At 66.0% G+C, this 18733-nt stretch carries 13 protein-coding genes; 6 read left to right on the top strand and 7 right to left on the bottom strand.

The window, feature by feature from the left end; translation table 11 throughout:
- The first annotated feature begins 92 nt into the window (after positions 1-92).
- Positions 93-3011, top strand: coding sequence for a TonB-dependent receptor plug domain-containing protein (locus tag LIW09_RS04545; protein WP_256646776.1), 2919 nt, complete (start codon positions 93-95; stop codon positions 3009-3011).
- A gap of 76 nt (positions 3012-3087) precedes the next feature.
- Here the strand turns inward: LIW09_RS04545 and LIW09_RS04540 are convergent, their stop codons facing one another.
- Positions 3088-4695 carry a tetratricopeptide repeat-containing sulfotransferase family protein gene (locus tag LIW09_RS04540; RefSeq protein ID WP_256646775.1) on the bottom strand — a complete coding sequence of 536 codons (1608 nt, stop codon included), beginning with the start codon at positions 4693-4695 and terminating at the stop codon, positions 3088-3090.
- Positions 4696-4836: 141 nt separating this feature from the next.
- Between LIW09_RS04540 and LIW09_RS04535 the strand changes: the two genes are divergently transcribed.
- The 3 genes from LIW09_RS04535 to rnfB all read left to right on the top strand — a co-directional run bounded on the left by LIW09_RS04535 (position 4837) and on the right by rnfB (position 8067).
- Positions 4837-5268, top strand: coding sequence for a DUF2147 domain-containing protein (locus LIW09_RS04535; protein WP_256646774.1), 432 nt, complete (start codon positions 4837-4839; stop codon positions 5266-5268).
- Between the two features lie 107 nt (positions 5269-5375).
- Entirely contained in the window at positions 5376-7493 is a 2118-nt protein-coding gene (metG, locus tag LIW09_RS04530) for a methionine--tRNA ligase (RefSeq protein ID WP_256646773.1), read from the top strand.
- 148 nt (positions 7494-7641) lie between these two features.
- Complete coding sequence (gene rnfB / locus LIW09_RS04525) at positions 7642-8067, top strand: Rnf electron transport complex subunit RnfB (RefSeq protein ID WP_256646772.1); 426 nt, start codon at positions 7642-7644, stop codon at positions 8065-8067.
- Between the two features lie 24 nt (positions 8068-8091).
- Here the strand turns inward: rnfB and LIW09_RS04520 are convergent, their stop codons facing one another.
- The 6 genes from LIW09_RS04520 to LIW09_RS04495 form a co-directional block, all read right to left on the bottom strand.
- The gene (locus tag LIW09_RS04520) at positions 8092-9033 is read right to left on the bottom strand and encodes a TraB/GumN family protein (protein WP_256646771.1); all 942 of its coding nucleotides are present in this window, start codon (positions 9031-9033) and stop codon (positions 8092-8094) included.
- Positions 9030-9995, bottom strand: coding sequence for a DUF1684 domain-containing protein (locus tag LIW09_RS04515; RefSeq protein ID WP_256646770.1), 966 nt, complete (start codon positions 9993-9995; stop codon positions 9030-9032). Before LIW09_RS04515 ends, LIW09_RS04520 begins: the two co-directional genes overlap by 4 nt.
- Entirely contained in the window at positions 9974-11764 is a 1791-nt protein-coding gene (gene mutL, locus LIW09_RS04510; protein WP_256646769.1) for a DNA mismatch repair endonuclease MutL, read from the bottom strand. Before mutL ends, LIW09_RS04515 begins: the two co-directional genes overlap by 22 nt.
- Before the next feature lie 81 nt (positions 11765-11845).
- Positions 11846-13303, bottom strand: coding sequence for an N-acetylmuramoyl-L-alanine amidase (locus LIW09_RS04505; RefSeq protein WP_256646768.1), 1458 nt, complete (start codon positions 13301-13303; stop codon positions 11846-11848).
- A gap of 91 nt (positions 13304-13394) precedes the next feature.
- The gene (tsaE, locus tag LIW09_RS04500) at positions 13395-13880 is read right to left on the bottom strand and encodes a tRNA (adenosine(37)-N6)-threonylcarbamoyltransferase complex ATPase subunit type 1 TsaE (protein ID WP_256646767.1); all 486 of its coding nucleotides are present in this window, start codon (positions 13878-13880) and stop codon (positions 13395-13397) included.
- A gap of 4 nt (positions 13881-13884) precedes the next feature.
- A complete protein-coding gene (locus tag LIW09_RS04495; protein ID WP_256646766.1) occupies positions 13885-15372 on the bottom strand; it encodes an NAD(P)H-hydrate dehydratase in 1488 nt (495 codons plus the stop codon).
- Between the two features lie 38 nt (positions 15373-15410).
- Here LIW09_RS04495 and queG point away from each other — a divergent pair, with 38 nt between their 5' ends.
- Both queG and parC read left to right on the top strand, forming a co-directional pair.
- Entirely contained in the window at positions 15411-16469 is a 1059-nt protein-coding gene (queG, locus tag LIW09_RS04490; protein WP_256646765.1) for a tRNA epoxyqueuosine(34) reductase QueG, read from the top strand.
- Between the two features lie 9 nt (positions 16470-16478).
- A complete protein-coding gene (parC, locus tag LIW09_RS04485; RefSeq protein ID WP_256646764.1) occupies positions 16479-18725 on the top strand; it encodes a DNA topoisomerase IV subunit A in 2247 nt (748 codons plus the stop codon).
- Positions 18726-18733 lie beyond the last annotated feature (8 nt).

The raw sequence follows: 18733 nt of genomic DNA, 5'->3' as shown, positions 1-18733 counted from the left end.
TCTTGCGCCGCAAAGCCGCCCACTCCCCTTTATTGGGCTGGCAAGAATCTCACGCCTAACTTGATCCGCAACATTGAAATAAAGGAATACCCATGATTTCCGCACAACATCGCCCCTCCATTTTGCGCAATCGGCTGACGATCGCACTGGCTGCTGCCCTGCTTCTGCCCGCCGCAGCGTTCGCGCAGGATCAGCAAACTCAAGATCAGGCTGCTGCGCCGAAAAGCCAGAAGGCGACGGATCTGGACAAGGTCGTTGTTACCGGTTCGTTGATCCCGCAGACCCAGGTCGAGACCTTCGTCCCAGTCACCATCATTTCCGCCGAAGACATCCAGGCCCGTGGCTTCAACAACGTCGCCGAAGTGCTGCAGAAGAGCAGCTTCGCCACCGGCGGCGTGCAGAACAGCCAGACTTCCGGCGGCTTCACCCAGGGTGCCGAGACACTCAGCCTGTTCGGCCTGTCCGCCAGCTACGTGAAGTACCTGATCGACGGCCGCCCGATGGCGAACTACCCGGCGCTGTACAACGGCTCCGACGTGTTCAACAACATCAGCGGCATCCCGGTGGAGCTGGTCGAGCGCATCGAGATCCTGCCGGGTGGCCAGTCGTCGCTTTATGGCTCCGACGCCATCGCCGGCGTGGTCAACATCATCCTCAAGAAGAGCATCGAAGGCAGCGTCGTCAGCGGCCGCATCGGCGGCTTCAGCGAGGGCGGCGGCAAGAGTGGTCGTGTCAGCTTCGCCACCAGCGTGAGCAGCGCCGACAACCGCTGGAACACCCTGCTCGGCCTGCAAGCCGAGAAAAGCGATCCGGTATGGGCCTCCCAGCGTGACCTCACCAAGCAGTTCAACACCCACGGCTACAACGGTGCACCGGCCTTGGCCAGCCGTGACTGGCTCGTGTACAGCCCGTTCACCAGCTACCACTTCCTGGATCCCAACAACTGCGCCAATGTCAAGGCGGGTTTCGATGGCACGGTGCAGGTTCAGACCCGCCCCGGCTTCGGCGATGAGAATTACTGCGGCTCGTTCTACACCCCGGGCTATCGCACGCTGAAAAATGAAAAGGAAGGCGTGCAGCTGTACGCGCACTCGACTTTCAACATCAACAGCAATGCACAGCTCTATGCCGACCTGCTGCTCAACCACGAAAAGGTGAAGTACCACGTCGGTTCCGGCTACACCTGGTGGGGCACCAGCGTGAAGTGGGGGTATTTCTTCGACCCGCGCATCGGTACCGGCATCGCCGATGCCTATGGCGACCAGATTTGTGGCAACGACCCCGACTGCCTTGCGTCGCTACCGGGTGGCGACTTGCTGAACCTGCAACGCGCCTTCACCCCCGAGGACATGGGCGGGTGGGAAAACTCGATGGCTCGCAATACCAGCGCGTCGTATGCCATCACCTTGGGCGTGAACGGCACCCTGAGCGATGAGTCGAACTGGGATTACGATATCAGCCTGTCCCGCACCTACTACCGCTTGACCGAGACCAGCCTGGCCCGCTTGGCGGATCCGATCAACGATTACTTCCAGCAGCACGTGCTGGGCCCGCAACAGGGCTTGGATCCGTACTTCGATGCCTACCCGGTGTTCACCCCGGACTACGCGGCGTTCTACAAGCTGATGTCGCCGGCTGATTTCTACAGCTTCATGGGTCAGACCAATTCGCGCAGCCGCACATACGACAACATGTTGCGCGTGCAGTTCACCAACAGCGCCCTGTTCACGCTGCCGGGCGGCGATGCCGGTGCGGCGATCGCGATGGAAGCCGGCACCCAAGGCTGGCGCTATGATCCGGATCCGCTGCTGTTGAACGGCAAGATCTGGGGCACCACCGCGGTGAGCGGCCAAGGCCAGCGTTCGCGTTACTCGCTGACCGGTGAGCTGCGCCTGCCTGTGTGGGAACCGCTGACCATCTCCGCCTCGGCCCGCTATGACGGCTTCCGTGCCGCCGGTGAAACCATCAGCAAACCGACCTACAGCCTGGGGATCGAATACCGCCCGTTCGAATCGTTGCTGCTGCGCGGAAAGTATGGCAATGCGTTCAAGGCACCCACGCTGGCCGACCAGTTCCAGGGCATCAGCGGCTTCTACAGCGGCACCGTGGACTACTACAACTGCGCCCTGCTCGGCTTTGATGCAGGCAATGTGCAGAATTGCCCGGCACGCTTCTCTGACTTGCAGTACAAGGGTACTTCTTCAGGCAACAGGGACCTGAAACCGATCAACGCCACCGTGTGGAGTTACGGCGTGGTCTGGGCCCCGACTTCCAAGTTCTCGGCCAGCCTGGATTACCACCACTGGGATATCCGTGATGAAGTCGCCAACCAGGACGTCGATCAGTTGATGCGCGACGAATCGGACTGCCGTCGCGGCGTGCTGGATATCAATTCCGGCAGCTGCGTGGCCGCGCTGTCGCAGATCACCCGCGGCGCCAATGGCGTGGTGCAGGGTATCTTCGTCCAGAAGGTCAACGTCGCCAAGGAAACCCTGAATGCGCTCACCCTTGACCTGAACTATCGCCAGGACCTGGGGGCCTACGGCGCCCTGACGATGTCCGGCTCCTGGACCCGGAATCTCCGGCATCAGTTCCAGCAGTACCCGACCAATCCTGTCCGCGATGCCCTGAACGACCCGTACTACAGCACCGACCCGAAGGTCAAGGCGAACGTCTCGGCCAGCTGGAACAAGGATCGCTGGACCACCACCCTGTATGCCAACTACCTCGGCCCGACACCGAACTATCGCAGCACCGTGGACAAGACCGGCTATGCATTCGCCGGTGCCGGCCGGTTGGGCTCCTACACCACCTTCAATGGCAGCGTGAACTTCGATGTCAGCGACTCGCTGAAGGTGTCCTTCCTGGTCAACAACATCGCCAACCGGATGCCGGACATGGACGTAAGCTCCTACGCGGGCAACAGCGATGAGCCGTACAACAGCTACAACTTCGACGTACTGGGCCGCGCCTACTATCTCGAGGCCAAGTGGAGCTTCGGCAAGAAGTAAGCCTAGCCGCAGCAACACCACCAAAACCCCGCCGCAAGGCGGGGTTTTTCAATGCGCCGCGTACGTGGAAACCGGATCAGACCACGATGCCGGCTTCTTCCAGCAGGGCACGCAAAGGCGCAAGCTGCGTCTCGAAGCGCTTCCAGCGCTGCAGGGCATTGCGATGCAAGGGCTCGCGCACCTGTACGGCGCTCGCCGTGGCCACCGGCGCGGTGTTTTCCGGAAACCGCAGACAAGCCGGATCCCACGCCAACCCGCAGTGCTCGAGCAACAGCCGCGTGCTGGCCTCCTGCGCGTCCACGATGGACTCGTAGTCAACTTCCAGAATGCGCCCTGGTAGCACCTGCCGCCAATGCCGCATCAGCCGATCGAACAGAAGATAGTAACGGCCGGTATCGAGCAGGTCGAAGGAGTAGTCGTAGTACGGCGTATTCTGGGTGAACAGTTGACGGAAGTTACCCAGACAGGTGTCCATCGGGTTGCGCCGCAGACAGATGATCCTGGCATTGGGCAGCGCACGGGCGATGTGGCCGGCATATAGGAAGTTGTGCGGCAGCTTGTCCACGAAGCGCGGTCGGACATCGGTCCCCGGGCGCGTGCTCTCGATGTAGGCCTCGCCTACTTGTCGCCACGGCAGGTTGCTGGCGCGACGGATGCAATCCACGTCGATCAGCTCCGGCGTCATGCTGCCGGACGAACGCTTGAGCACCACCCCGAAATTCTGCAACTCTCCGGCGGAATGCACCTCGGGATGGCTGGAGAGGATGCGGTCGACCAGCGTCGTGCCTGTACGCGGCATGCCGATCACGAAAATCGGCGCCGCACTGTCACAGCCGTCACCACCTTCCCCACTTCCCTCCGGGAATGCCTCCATCAAGGCTTGGAACAGGGCGGCGTCGCGGTCAATATCATAATCCCGTCCTTCGCGACCCGCCGCCTTCCCGGACAGCAAATGCGCGAAAGCCCGCGCATCCTGCCCGAGATCTTCCAGCTCTTTCGACATCGCCAGGTTCAGATACATCCGGGCCGCATTGCTGCCGCCAGCCGGCGTGACCAGCAGCCCCTGCAAGCGATCGACATGGTTGGCGTCGTTGGTGGCCTTGCGCAGCTTGGCCAAGGCGAGATGCGCCTTCCAGTAGCGGGGTTCACGGGCAATACAAGCCTCGTATCCCTCTGCTGCTTCTCGCAGGCGCCCCGCGAAGGTCAACGAGGTCGCCAGGTTGAAGTGATACGAAGCCTGTTGCGGGAACAGCCTGATTGCCAGTTCGTACATCGACAGCGCCTTGGCATGCTGGTTGGCGCGAGTGAAGACCACGCCCAAGGTGTCTGCCGTCATCGCATCCGCCGGGCCTGCGGCCAGCGCCTGTTCCGCCACAGTCGTGGCCTGACGCATCAATCGGCCATCCATCAGCGCCTTGGCAAGCTGCGCGGCATAGTCGGCACGGGTGGGGTTCAAATGCACGGCTGCCTGCAGGTGATGCAGCGCCTGCGGCATCATCTGCATGTTCAACGCGGCCACGCCTGCCACGAAATGCACGCCGGCATGTGGCGGGATGCGCGGCAGCAGGCCCGTGGACAATGCCAGCGCCTGCGGCCATTCCGCGCGGTTCAACGCCGCCACAGAATCTTGATAGACCGGCCGCGGATCGAAAGGAGCGATGCCGCCTTGAGGGTTGTCTGACACGCCGCAAGTACTCCAGTCCGGGTAACGGGAAGTTTAACCGTCATGCACGGCGCCTCCCCACCCCGTTCCATACCACTACGGATGGGGTTATAAAGCTTCAAGGGACGCGCCGCGTCCCATGGATCCCTGGGAGGGGCATACATGCGCAACATCCTTTTGGCTTTCGTGCTGACTTCGCTCGCGTTCTCCGCGTCGGCGCAGCACCATGCAACCCCGGTCGGCAAGTGGAAGACGCTGGATGACGAGACCGGCAAGGCGATGACTATTTCGGAGATCTACGAAGCCAAGAACGGCACGCTGGCCGCCAGGATCACCGAAAACCTGGGCATGTCGGCCAACTGCGACGGGTGCAGCGGCCAGTACAAGGGCAAGCCCTACGTCGGCATCGTGACCCTGTGGAACCTGAAGCCGATCTCCGACGGCGTGTGGGGCGATGGCAGCGGGTACAAGCCTTCCGAAGATCGCAGCTTCAAGGCCAAGTCGATCAAGTTGATCGATGGCGGCAAGAAGCTGGAGGTCAAGGGCTGCGTGGCCTTCTTCTGCAAAACCGCCACCTGGGTGCGGGCCGACTGATTCCGCGCGCAGGCTGACCCCGAAACCCCGGCGTGCCCGGGGTTTCGCCGTTCTGGGGCACGCGTCGCGCATGCGATAATCGCGGCCCCTCTGCGTCTGGCATCGCCATGTCCCGCTCCGCGCTTGTCACCAATGCCCTGCCCTATGCCAATGGCCCGCTGCATCTGGGCCATCTGGTCGGTTACATCCAGGCCGACATCTGGGTGCGGGCGCGGCGCATGCGCGGCGACACGGTGCATTACGTCTGCGCCGACGACACCCACGGCACGCCGATCATGCTGGCCGCCGAAAAGGCCGGTACCACGCCCGAGGCCTTCATCGCCGCCATCCAGGCTGGGCACGAGCGCGATTTCACCGCGTTCGGGGTGGCCTTCGACCACTACGACTCCACCAACTCGCCCGCCAACCGCAGCCTGACCGAGTCGATCTACGCCGCGCTGGTGGCCAATCACCACATCGCGCGGCGCAGCGTGGCGCAGTTCTATGATCCGGCAAAGGGCATGTTCCTGCCCGACCGCTACATCAAGGGCACCTGCCCCAACTGCAAGAGCGCCGACCAGTACGGCGACAACTGCGAGGTCTGCGGCGCCACCTACGGCCCGACCGACCTGATCGACCCCACGTCGGTGGTGTCCGGTGCCACGCCCGAGATCCGCGATTCCGAGCATTTCTTCTTTGAAGTCGGCAGCTTCGAGTCGTTCCTGCGCCAGTGGCTGGCTGGCGACGTGGCGGTGCCGGGGGTCAAGGCCAAGCTGCGCGAATGGCTGGATGCCGACGGTGGCCTGCGCGCCTGGGATATTTCCCGCGATGCGCCTTATTTCGGCTTCGAAATCCCGGGCGCACCCGGCAAATATTTCTACGTGTGGCTGGATGCGCCGATCGGTTACCTGAGCAGCTTCAAGACCCTGTGCGCCAAGACCGGCATCGACTTCGAGACGTTCCTCAAGGCGGACAGCAACGCCGAGCTGCATCATTTCATCGGCAAGGACATCGTCAATTTCCACGGCCTGTTCTGGCCGGCCGTTCTGCACGGCGCCGGCATGCGCGCGCCAACGCGGCTGCATGTCAACGGCTACCTGACCGTGGACGGCGCCAAGATGAGCAAGTCGCGCGGCACCTTCATCATGGCACGCACCTACCTCGACGCCGGGCTGGACGCGGAGGCGCTGCGCTACTACTTCGCGGGCAAGACATCCGGCGGCGTGGACGACGTGGACTTGAACCTGTCCGACTTCGTGGCGCGGGTGAACAGCGACGTGGTCGGCAAGTTCGTGAACCTGGCCAGCCGTTGCGCCGGTTTCATCGAAAAGCGTTTCGCTGGCCAACTGGCTGCAACACTGCTCGATGCCGCGCAATACGCGCGCTTCGTGGCCGAGCTGGAGCAGATCACCGCCGCGTACGAGCGCAACGAAGCCGCCACCGCGCTGCGCCAGACGATGGCGCTGGCCGACGAGGCCAACAAGTTCATCGACGAACACAAGCCGTGGGTGCTGGCCAAGCAGGACGGCGCTGAGGCGCAGCTGCAAGCGGTGTGCACGCAGGGATTGAACCTGTTCCGGATCTTGGCCGTCGCGCTCAAGCCCGTGCTGCCACGCACCTGCGCGCAGGCGGAAGGATTCCTTGATGCACCGGTGGCCCACTGGGGTGACGTTGTCCAGCCGCTGCTGACGCGCAGCATCAAGCCGTATGCCCCGCTGTTCACCCGGATTGACCCAAAGCAGATCGAAGCGATGATGGACGCCTCCAGGGACACGCTTGCCACCGCGCCCGCAGGAGCGGCTTCAGCCGCAACCGGGAAAGCCGAAGCACAAGGTGACGCGAAGGCCGACGGAAAGGCCATCGCTGGAAAAGCGCCCCCACCCCAGCCCTCCCCCGCAAGCGAGGGAGGGAGTGGAATCATCGGCATCGACGACTTCGCCAAGCTTGATCTGCGCATCGGCAAGGTGCTGGAGTGCGGATTCGTGGATGGCAGCGACAAGCTGCTGCGCTTCCTGCTGGACGCCGGCGAGCTGGGCCAGCGGCAGATCTTCTCCGGCATCCGCGCCAGCTACGGCGAGCCGGACAAGCTGGTCGGCCGCAGCGTGGTGTTCATCGCCAACCTGGCGCCACGCAAAATGCGCTTTGGCCTGAGCGAGGGCATGATTCTCTCGGCCGGCTTCGACGGCGGCGCGCTGGCCCTGCTGGACGCCGACGACGCCGCGCAGCCCGGCATGCCGGTGCGCTGAGACCGCGCAGCCACCCACCAGGAAACGTCAAGGCCGTGTTGCCGGTTTCGCTGCAGCGAAATCAAGGAGGAGATGCCGGCCAGTGGACGGCATCGGGGGACATTCGCGGAAGCGAAAGCGGCAGCACGGCCCGCGCGGAATCAGCGTGATGAACACCTTCAACAATCCCGACCTGGTTGAACGCCTCGACCGCCTGCTGCCGCAAACCCAGTGCGGGCAATGCGGCTACGACGGCTGCCGGCCCTATGCGGACGCGATGGCGCGCGGCGAAGCGAGCGTCGACCGTTGTCCGCCCGGCGGCGATGCCGGGGCGCACGCATTGGCCCGCTTGCTGGGCGTGCAGCCGGTGCCTTACGACCGCAGCCGCGGCCAGCACAGGCCGGGGCGCGTGGCCTTCATCATCGAAGACGACTGCATCGGCTGCACCAAGTGCATCCAGGCCTGCCCGGTGGATGCCATCATCGGCGGCGCGAAATTCATGCACACCGTTCTGGAGGATTCATGCACGGGCTGCGAACTGTGCGTGCCAGCCTGCCCGGTGGACTGCATCGTGATGACCGGCGAGTCCACCTAGCGACCCAACGGCAACGGCAGCGCGTCAGTCGCCGGCACTGGCCCCACAGCCATCGCAGATGCGCTCGACCTTGTAGCCCTTCGCCTTGAACTGCGCCACCAGGCCGTCGCTGCCCAGCAAATGCAGCGCGCCCACCACCACCAGGGTGTTGTCTGAGCGGGATCCGGTCAGGCGTTTTTCCAGCAGCGGCAGCCATGCGCGGTTGCGCTCCACGTCCAGCAGACGGTAGGTTTCCGGCGTCTTGCGCGCCATGTCTTCGCGCATTTCCTGGTCCAGCTTGCCCGCGTCGCCGGCACGCCACCAGGCATGCATGTCGCTCAACTGCCGCACCGCTTTCTGCGGATCGGCGAGGAATTCCTCCAGGCTCTGCGCCTGCTCGGCATACGGCGTGGTGTCCATCGCCCGCATCTGGTCGTCGATGCTCTCCAACCCCGTCGCCGGCTTGCCGGCGCTGACCGCACGCGCCATCAAGCTGCGGTCCAGGCCAAGATCCGGACGAAACCCCAATGCCTGCGCGACGCTGAGCACCAAGCCCAGGTTGACAGCCCACGGCTCCTTGTCCTCGAACGCCTGCACCGACGCGCCGCTGGCGGACAGCAGGATACCCAGCTTGTCCAGCGTCGCCTTCGGCAACACCTGGCTCAGGCGCTTGCCATCGTCGTAGCCCATGTACTTCTGCATGCTGGCCACGGTTTCCGGCGCGGTCATCGCCGCCGGATCGATTTCAAAGAGCAGCGATTGGCTGTCATCGAACGCGCGATCCACTTCCGCCGGCAACGGATAGTCGTCGGGCTTGAGCAGGTGAAAGGCACCGAGCAGGTACACCGCGTTGTCGGCATCGGACACCTTCCACAGCAGCGGATGCTGGGCGCCCCCAGCCTGCGGTGCAGCTGGCGCCGGCTGCCCAGCCCAGGCAATGGGAGTCAGCAGCGCGCACAGCGCCAATGCCAGCAGTCGCGATTTCATTGGGCATCCCTGGTTGCAATGACGGGTTTTCGATAGGCCTTCTCGCCCGCTTCGACGCGCAGGTCCAGCCGGTTTTCCGGCGGCGGCAGCGGACAGGTGGCGAACGGAGTGAACGCGCACGGCGGGTTGTAAGCGCGGTTGAAGTCGAGCACCAGCCGGCCCTGCGCGTCCGGCATCGGCGCATCGAGGAAGCGGCCGGCGCCATAGCTGCCGTGGCCGCTGGTGCGATCGGCGAAGATCAGGAACAGGGTGCCCTCGCCTTCGTCCAGCGCTTCCAGTCGGAACGGCGTGCCGTGGCGGGTGAATTCGACCACGCCGGGATTGGGGATCTCGTCGGTGGTGCCGATGATGTTGGCGATGGGCAGCGTCTTGCCGGCCGGATGCGGGATGAAGCGCGCCTGCACCTGCCAGCCAGGCCCGCCCGGCCAGTAGTCCAAACCGCTGAAATGCACGCGGCTGCCGGCATCGGCGTGCTTGACCCGCAGCGCCAGCCGACCGCCGCGCGCAATCACCGTCGCCAGGCCTTTACCGTCGTCGAACGCGATCACGCTGGCGCCGCCCGCGTCGGCGTCGCTGCGCAGCGCACCACCCCGGCTTGGCTGGCCATCGATGGTCACTGCGGCATCCGGAACGACGCTTGCGTGGCCATTGCGCACCGTGAACAAGCCAAGATGCGCGGGCCCCATCGCCAGGCGAATGCCATTGTCACCGCTGCTGCCCACGCGGTGGGTGCCCGGATCCAGCCAGTGCAGGCCGATCAGCGAGGTCCAGCCATCGGGCTGGCGCAGTGCGGCAACCCGCTGCGCGCGCCACGCATGTTGTGCCGCGGAAAACTCGGCCCGCGCTTTTGCCTGCGCGGCCCGCTCGGCTGCACTTGGCCCCGGATTCCGGTTGCAGCCGGTCATCAGCAACGCCATTGCGAGCGCGCCGGCAAGGCGCATCAGCGTCCGCGCAGGAACCATCGATCGATCTCCGCAAGCGTGAAACGGGTCCAGGTGGGACGGCCATGATTGCATTGACCGGAGCGTTCGGTGGCTTCCATGTCACGCAACAGGGCATTCATTTCGGAAACGCCCAACCTGCGATTGGCGCGTACCGCACCGTGGCAGGCCATCGTGGCGAGCAGTTCATCGCGGGTTTCCGCCACCCGCCGGGTGCTGCCGTGCTCCCGCAAATCGGCCAGCACGTCGCGCAGCAATGCCTCCACGTCGCCCTGCGCCAGCAACGCGGGCACGCTGCGCAGCAGCAGCGACTGCGGACCGCTGCGCTGCACCTCGAAGCCCAGCTGCGCCAGCGTGTCGGCCTCGCGCTCGGCGATGTCTGCCTCGCGCTCGGACACCGCCAGGCTGCTGGGCACCAGCAGGGGCTGCGTGCGCAGGCCGGCGCCGTCGTGCGCGGCCTTCAATTTTTCGTAGCCGATGCGCTCGTGCGCGGCGTGCATGTCCACCACGATCAAGCCGTCGGCGTTCTCGGCCAGGATATAGATGCCGTGCAGCTGGGCGATTGCGAAACCCAGCGGCGGGGTGCCAGCCGCGTCCTCTGCCGGCATGGGCATGGTGGCCATCGGCGATGCCAGTCCCGCTTCCTCGCGCGGCGCATACAGCGCGGCATAGGCCGCCGGTGCATCGCCCACGCGCAGCCCCATTGCCTGCTGCTGCGGCGTCGCCGGCATCGACCAGCGACCGCCGCCCAGACCCGATCCGGACGCCGGCTGCATGGGCGTGGCGGCGAACCCGGCGCGGGTTTGCGCAAGCGCCTCGTGCAGCGTGCGATAGACGAAATCGTGCACCAGCCGCGACTCGCGGAAACGCACCTCGTGCTTGGCCGGATGCACGTTGACGTCCACGCCGCGCGGATCGAGTTCGAGGAACAACACGTAGGCCGGGTGGCGGCCGTGGAACAGCACGTCGCTGTAGGCCTGGCGCACCGCGTGCGCCACGTTGCGATCGCGCACGCTGCGGCCGTTGACGTACAGATACTGCTGATCGGCGCTGGCGCGGTTGTAGGCCGGCTGCGCGACCCAGCCATGCAGGCGCATGCCCGCGCCCGCGTGATCGACGCGCAACGCGTTGCGGGTGAACTCCTCGCCCAGTGCCTCGTGCAGGCGCACGTCGGACAGCAAATTGCTTTCGCCCTTCCAGCGCCGCGACGCCTTGCCGTTGTGGGTTACCCGGAGCTCGACATCCGGCCGGGCCAGCGCCAGCGTGCGCAGCCACTCCTCGATATGCGACAGCTCGGTGCGCTCGGCGCGCAGGAACTTGCGCCGCGCAGGGACGTTGAAGAACAGGTCGCGCACTTCCACCGTGGTGCCGGGCGGATGCGCGTTCGGCGTCACCTCGCCGACCTTGCCGCCCTCGATGCGCAGCTCCGCGCCGTGCTGCGCACCGCGCTGCCGCGATGCCAGCCGGAAGCGGCTGACCGAGGCCACCGACGGCAGTGCTTCACCGCGAAACCCCAGCGTCGCCACGGCTTCCAGATCATCGATGCTGGCGATCTTGCTGGTGGCGTGGCGACTGACTGCCAGCGGCAACTGCTCGGGCAGGATGCCGCCCCCATCGTCGCGGATGCGGATCAGGCGCACGCCGCCTTCTTCCAGGTCGATGTCGATGCGCTGCGCACCGGCGTCCAGCGCGTTCTCGACCAGTTCCTTGACCACGGAGGCCGGGCGTTCAACGACTTCGCCGGCAGCGATCTGGTTGATGAGGGTATCGGGGAGTTGGCGGATGTTCACCCGCCGATTTTAGTGCGAATCCGCAACTCTTCCGGGAATTCGCAAACACGCTGTGACAGCGCGCCGACAGGGCGGGCTGGCTTACGGGCTTCCGCCCGCACCGATGCTGGAGCGGTCGCCGGCCTGCGCCGACTGCCCCGCCTGCGCACGGGCGGCATACAGCGTGCCCGGCGGCGGTTGCCGCGAGAAATAGGCGTCCACGCCATCCAGGATCGACGCCGCCAGCGTGCGCTGGAAGGCCGGGTCCGCCAACCGCTTTTCTTCATCGGGATTGGAGATGAAGGCGGTTTCCACCAGCATCGCCGGCATCTTGTCGGAGGTGCGCAACACCGCGAAATTGGCGCGCTCCACGTCCGGCTTGTGGCTGTTGCCAACCCGCTTGAGACCGCCCAGTACATGGTCGGCCGCGTCTTCGGAGGCCTTCATGTTGCCGCTCTGGGTCAAGTCCAGCAGCACCGAGGTCAGGGTGTTGTCGGCCACGCGCACGCGTTCGCCGCCGATCACGTCGGCCGCATTTTCCTTGTCGGCCAGCCAGCGCGCGCGCTGCGAGGATGCGCCCCGGGTGGATAGCACATACACCGAAGAACCGCGCGCACCGCGGTTCTCGGCGGCATCGGCGTGGATCGACAGGAAGATGTCGGCCTTGTTGGCGGTGGCGCGGCGAGCGCGCAGGTTGAGTGGAATGAAGACGTCGCTGTCGCGGGTCAGATAAGCGCGCAATCCCGGCGTGGCATTGACCTGGCGGGCCAGCTCACGGGCGATGGCGAGGGTGACATCCTTTTCGCGGGTACCGTTCAAACCGTGCGCGCCGGGATCCTGGCCACCGTGACCGGCGTCGATGGCCACCACCAGCGGGCGCGTGCCCGGCCGCAGAGCGGGCTTCATGATCGGCGGAGGTGCGTCGGGCAATGCAGCCGAAGGCTGTGCAATCGCCGGTTTCTGCGCCACCTCCGGCGGTGGCGCGACGGGTGCAGCCACGGGCGGCACGCTGGTGGACGCGGAACGGCGCGCGATATCCGCAATCGGGTCACGCGCGGGCAGGCTAGCGGCAGTCGCCGTTGCAGGCATGGGGGTAACGGGCGTTGCGCTGGCGTTGTCCGGCGACGCGGCGATGACGGGAGTCGCCGGCGCAGCGCCGTCTCCCGGCCATTCCAGCACCAGCGTGTAACCGCTCCTGGAGGTATCCAGGGTGGTCGGCAGGGCGCGCACCTTGCCGCCCAGATCAAACACGATCCGCACCGTGCCGGGAACCGGCTGCCCGGTACGCACCGAGGTCACCACTCCGGCGGCATGCGGCAGCGTCAATCCGCGCGCAAGCTGGCTGTCGGGGAAATCCACGGCCAGCCGTTCCGGGTTGGACAGCGGGATGAGCTTGAAGGTGGAAGCCTTGTCCAGATGCAGTTCGGCGCGCGTTCCGGTGGTCCCGGCTTCGACACGCAACTGCTTGATTTCAGAAGCATTTGCGCAAGCACAACCGAGCACGGCCAGCGTCAGGATGGCCTGCTGGAAGAGCAATTGGCGGTTCCCCTTCGCGCGCATGGGTCGGAGTTAATCACTTGCCAGCGCGAATTTCAAGCATTTTCCCTTTTGAATCCGTGACCTGGCGGACATTCCTGCCGGGTTCATGAACTCAACGCGGGATATCCAGACCTGAAGCCAATCCAGCGACCCATGCCGCGCCGGCCGGCGTGTTTGGCAGCAGCCGGCAATGCCGCCCCGAGCCCTCGACCGCCAACGCGATGTCCAGATCGGCCTCGGGCAGGCTGCCGCGCCCGCGCTCCGGCCATTCGACCAGCCACAGCCTGGCTTCGGCCGGATCCAGCCCGAGAAATTCCAATTCGCCCGGATTGCCGATCCGGTACAGGTCCAGGTGCAAGGCCAGGCCGCCTTCCAGCAAGCCCCGGTTGGGCAGCACGTACTGCTCGACCAGCGTATAGGTGGGGCTGCGGATCGTGCCGGTCACGCCCAACGCGCGCAGCAACGCCCGCGCCAGCGTGGACTTGCCGGCCCCCAGGTCACCGTGCAGGTAAACAACCGCCCGCTCCGGCAGCGACTGCGCCAAGCGCGCGCCCAGGGAATCGGTGGCCTCGGCATCTGGAAGGAGGAATTCGGACATCCGCCTATCGTCGCACTGGATTGGCCAGCTTGCGCAACCACGGCAGCAGGTCGGAGGGCAGCAGGCCGCGCTCACCGTCGTCCAGCGCGGCAGCGTCACCTGCCGCAGCGTGCAGCAATGCGCCTGCCAGCGCCGCCTCGCCAGCCGCATGACCTTGCGCGCGCAGCGCAGCGATGCAGCCGGTCAGCAAGTCGCCCATGCCGCCAACGCCCATGCCGGGATTGCCCGCGCCAATCACCGCAGGCGTGATGCCCGCGGCATGCACCAGACTGCCAGCCCCTTTCAACACCGCCACGCAGCCCAGTTGCGCGTGCAGCGCGGCGGCGGCGGCGAAGCGATCGCGCTGCACGTCGGCGATGGCGCAGCCAAGCAGCCGCGCGGCCTCGCCGGGATGCGGCGTGACCACGTCATCCGCGCGCAGGCGCACGCCGGAGCCGGCCAGCAGGTTCAACGCATCCGCATCCAGCACCCTGGGCCGGGGTGAGGCCAATACAGCCTCCAGCACCGCGCGCCCCCACTCCGCTTGCCCCAGTCCGGGGCCGATGGCGATCACGTCGGCCTGCGCCAGCAGCCGCTGCAAGGGCGCACTGTCCTCCACCGCGTGCGCCATCACTTCCGGGCAACGCGCCAACAGTGCCGGGACATGCGCCACGCGCGTCGCCGCGCTGACCAGCCCGGCGCCGCTGCGCAACGCCGCCTGCGCCGCCAGCATCAGCGCACCACCACTGCCGTGGTCTCCGCCAATGCACAACACATGACCGTTGCAGCCCTTGTGGCCATCGCGCGGACGCAGCGGGAAGAACGCGTGCAGGGCGTCGGCGCGCCACGCCAGTGCCGCCGGCGCGATGCCGTCAAACAGCCGAGGCGGCAGCTCCAGCGTGGCCAGTTCCAGTTTGCCGCAGCAATCCAGCGCCCTGCCGGTGCGCAGTCCACGATGGCGGGCGATGAATTGCAGGGTGCACTGCGCCTGCACCACCGCGCCCGGCGCGGCCCCGCTGCGCGCGTCGAGCCCGCTGGGCACGTCGAGCGACAACACCGGTGCAGGGTGCGCGTTGATCGCGTCGATCAGCGCTGCGATGGCCGCATCCGGCGCACGCGACAAGCCGATGCCGAACAGCGCATCGACGATCACCTCCGCCTCGCCAAGCTCGCCATCGAAACTCCCGACCGCGCCGCCAGCGCCGATGAATGCCTCGCACGCACGCTGCGCCAGCCCGGTCGCGGGCGCATGCATGGGCAGTTGCAGCACGCGTACCGACAGTCCCGAACACAGCGCGTGGCGGGCCAGCACATAGCCATCGCCACCGTTGTTGCCCGGCCCGCACACCACCAGCAGCTGCTTCGCCCGTGGCCAATGCTTGAGCACGCTGCGCCACGCCGCCTGCCCGGCGCGCGCCATCAGCGCGAACGCATCGCCGTGCAGATGCGCGGTGCCGCGCGTTTCCAGCAAGCGCAGGGCTTCGATGTCGAACAGGGGAAACGGGCTGTGCATGCGGGGGGGCTCGGGAATGCAGACCTATAATTTGCGCCATGTCCACGCCCGACTACAACGCGCTTGCCCAGCGCATCCGCGCATTGGCCCGCGACGCAGGCTTCCAGCGCGTCGGCATTTCCGGCGTGGAACTGAAGCAGGACGAGGCCCATCTGCTGGACTGGCTGGAGCAAGGCCTGTACGGCTCGATGGCGTGGATGGCACGCCACGGCACGATGCGCGCACGCCCCGCAGAACTGCTGCCCGGCACCCTGCGCGTCATTTCGGTGGGGCTGGACTATGGCAAGGACACCGACGCCGCCTGGGCCAACCTGCGCGAGCACGAACGCGCCTACGTGGCCCGCTATGCGCTGGGCCGCGACTACCACAAGCTGATGCGCAACCGCCTTGCGCGGCTGGCCGACGCCGTGCAGGCGGAGATCGGCCCGTTCGGCCATCGCGCGTTCACCGACTCGGCGCCGGTGCTGGAACGCGCGCTGGCGCGCAATGCCGGGCTGGGCTGGATCGGCAAGCACACCTGCCTGATCGACAAGAACGGCGGCAGCTGGTTTTTCCTCGGCGAGCTGTTCGTCGATATCCCGCTCCCCATCGATCCGCCGGCCAGCGCGCACTGCGGCAGCTGCACGCGCTGCATCGACGTCTGCCCGACCGGCGCCATCACCGCGCCCTACCGGCTGGATGCGCGGCGCTGCATTTCCTACCTGACCATCGAACACGAAGGCAGCATCGACGAAGACCTGCGGCCGCTGATGGGCAACCGCATTTTCGGTTGCGACGACTGCCAGCTGGCATGTCCCTGGAACAAATTCGCCAAGCGCAGCGACGAGCCGGACTTCCGCGTCCGCAATGACCTCGACAACGCCAGCCTGGTGGACCTGTTTGCCTGGGACGAGGACGAATTCCTGCGCCGCAGCGAAGGCAGCGCGATCCGTCGCAGCGGCCATGAGCGCTGGCTGCGCAACATCGCCATCGCGCTCGGCAATGCGCCGTCCACGCCTGCGGTGCTGGCGGCACTGGAATCGCGTCGCGAACACCCTTCGCCGGTCGTGCGCGAGCACGTGGAATGGGCACTGCGGCGGCATCGGCCAGAGCCGTAGAATAGGCGGATGACCGACGATCTCCTGCGCTCCACCTTCCACGGCTTCGAACAACTCCCGCTCAGCGAATTCGCCGAGCGCGCCTACCTCGACTACTCCATGTACGTGGTGCTGGACCGCGCTTTGCCGTTCATCGGCGACGGCCTCAAGCCCGTGCAGCGACGCATCATTTACGCGATGAGCGAACTGGGGCTGGCGGCTGGTGCCAAGCCCAAGAAGTCCGCGCGCACCGTCGGCGACGTGATCGGCAAATTCCATCCGCACGGCGACAGCGCCTGTTACGAGGCGATGGTGCTGATGGCGCAGCCGTTTTCCTATCGCTATCCGCTGATCGAAGGCCAGGGCAACTTCGGCTCCAGCGACGACCCCAAGTCGTTCGCGGCGATGCGCTATACCGAATCCAAACTGTCGCCGATCGCCGAGGTGCTGCTGGGCGAGCTGGGCCAGGGCACCGTCGATTGGACGCCGAACTTCGACGGCACCCTGGAAGAGCCCACCTGGATGCCGGCGCGCCTGCCGCACCTGCTGCTGAACGGCACCACCGGGATTGCCGTGGGCATGGCCACCGACGTGCCGCCGCACAACGTGGGGGAAATCGTCAGCGCCTGCGTGCGCCTGCTGGACGATCCCGATGCCAGCGTGCGCGACCTGTGCGAACACGTGCGCGGGCCCGACTATCCCACCGCCGCCGAGATCATCACCCCGACCACCGACCTGGTGGCGATGTACGAGACCGGCAGCGGCTCGGTGCGCGCACGCGGCGTGTTCGTGAAGGAGCACGCCAATATCGTGATCACCGAGCTGCCCTACCAGGTCTCGCCTTCGAAAATCATCGAACAGATCGCCAGCCAGATGCGAGCCAAGAAGCTGCCATGGCTGGAGGACATTCGCGACGAATCCGACCATGCCAATCCCACCCGCATCGTGCTGGTGCCGCGCAGCAATCGCGTGGACGCCGAACAGCTGATGGGCCATTTGTTCGCGACCACCGATCTGGAAAAGAGCTTCCGGGTCAACATGAACGTGATCGGCCTGGACGGGCGCCCGCAGGTCAAGAACCTGAAGATGCTGCTGTCCGAATGGCTCAGCTTCCGGCAAACCACCGTGACCCGCCGCCTGAAGCACCGGCTGGACAAGGTGGATCGCCGCTTGCACCTGTTGGACGGCCTGCTGGTGGCGTTCCTCAACCTGGATGAAGTGATCCACATCATCCGCACCGAGGATGAGCCGAAAGCCGTGTTGATGCCGCGTTTCAAGCTCAGCGAGGAACAGGCCGACTACATCCTCGACACCAGGCTGAAGCAGCTGGGCCGGCTGGAGGAAATGAAGATTCGCGGCGAGCAGGATGCGCTGGCCAGCGAACGCGACCAACTGATCGCCACCCTGGAGAGCAAGGCGAAGCTGAAGAAACTGGTCAAGGATGAGCTGCTGGCCGATGCCAGGAAATTCGGCGATGCGCGGCGCAGCCCGCTGGTCGCGCGCCAGGCCGCGCAGGCGCTGGCCGAGACCGAGCTGGTCGCCAGCGAGCCGATGACCGTGGTGCTCAGCGAAAAGGGCTGGGTGCGCGCGGCCAAGGGCCACGATATCGATGCCACTTCGCTCAGCTACCGCGATGGCGACAGCCTGCTGGTGGCGGTGCGCACGCGCAGCACGCAACAGGTGGCCTTCCTGGATTCGGCAGGCCGCAGCTATTCGGTGGCGGTGCATACGCTGCCCAGCGCGCGCGGCAACGGCGAACCGCTCACCGGACGCTTTGCGCCGGTGCCTGGGGCGTCGTTCCAGGCCATGACCAGCGCCGACAATGACGCGAAGTTGGTGATCGCCTCCAGCCACGGCTACGGCTTCGTCACCCGCTTTGAAAATCTCACCAGCCGGCAAAAGGCCGGCAAGGCGCTGTTGTCGCTCTCGGAAGGCGGACGCGTGTTGCAACCTGCCGCCATCGCCAGCGTGGAACACGACCGCATCGTGGCCGTGACCAGCGCCGGCCACGTGTTGGCCTTCCCGTTGGCCGAACTGCCGGAGCTCGACAAGGGCAAGGGCAACAAACTGATCGACATCCCGAAGGCAAAGCGCGGCACCGAGCACGTGGTGGCGGTGGCGGTGGTGCCATCGAACGGCAAGTTGCTGGTGCAATCGGGCGCCCGCACGATGACGCTGTCGTTCAAGGAGCTCGAGCCCTACCTCGGCGCGCGCGGATCGCGCGGCGGCCTGCTGCCACGCGGCTGGCAGAAAGTGGACGCGCTGCTGGTGGAGTGACTCCTCCT

This window comes from Thermomonas paludicola, assembly GCF_024498955.1.
Taxonomy (GTDB): domain Bacteria; phylum Pseudomonadota; class Gammaproteobacteria; order Xanthomonadales; family Xanthomonadaceae; genus Thermomonas; species Thermomonas paludicola.
Note: the sequence above shows the minus strand (reverse complement) of the source record. Positions and strands in the feature narration are given on the sequence as shown.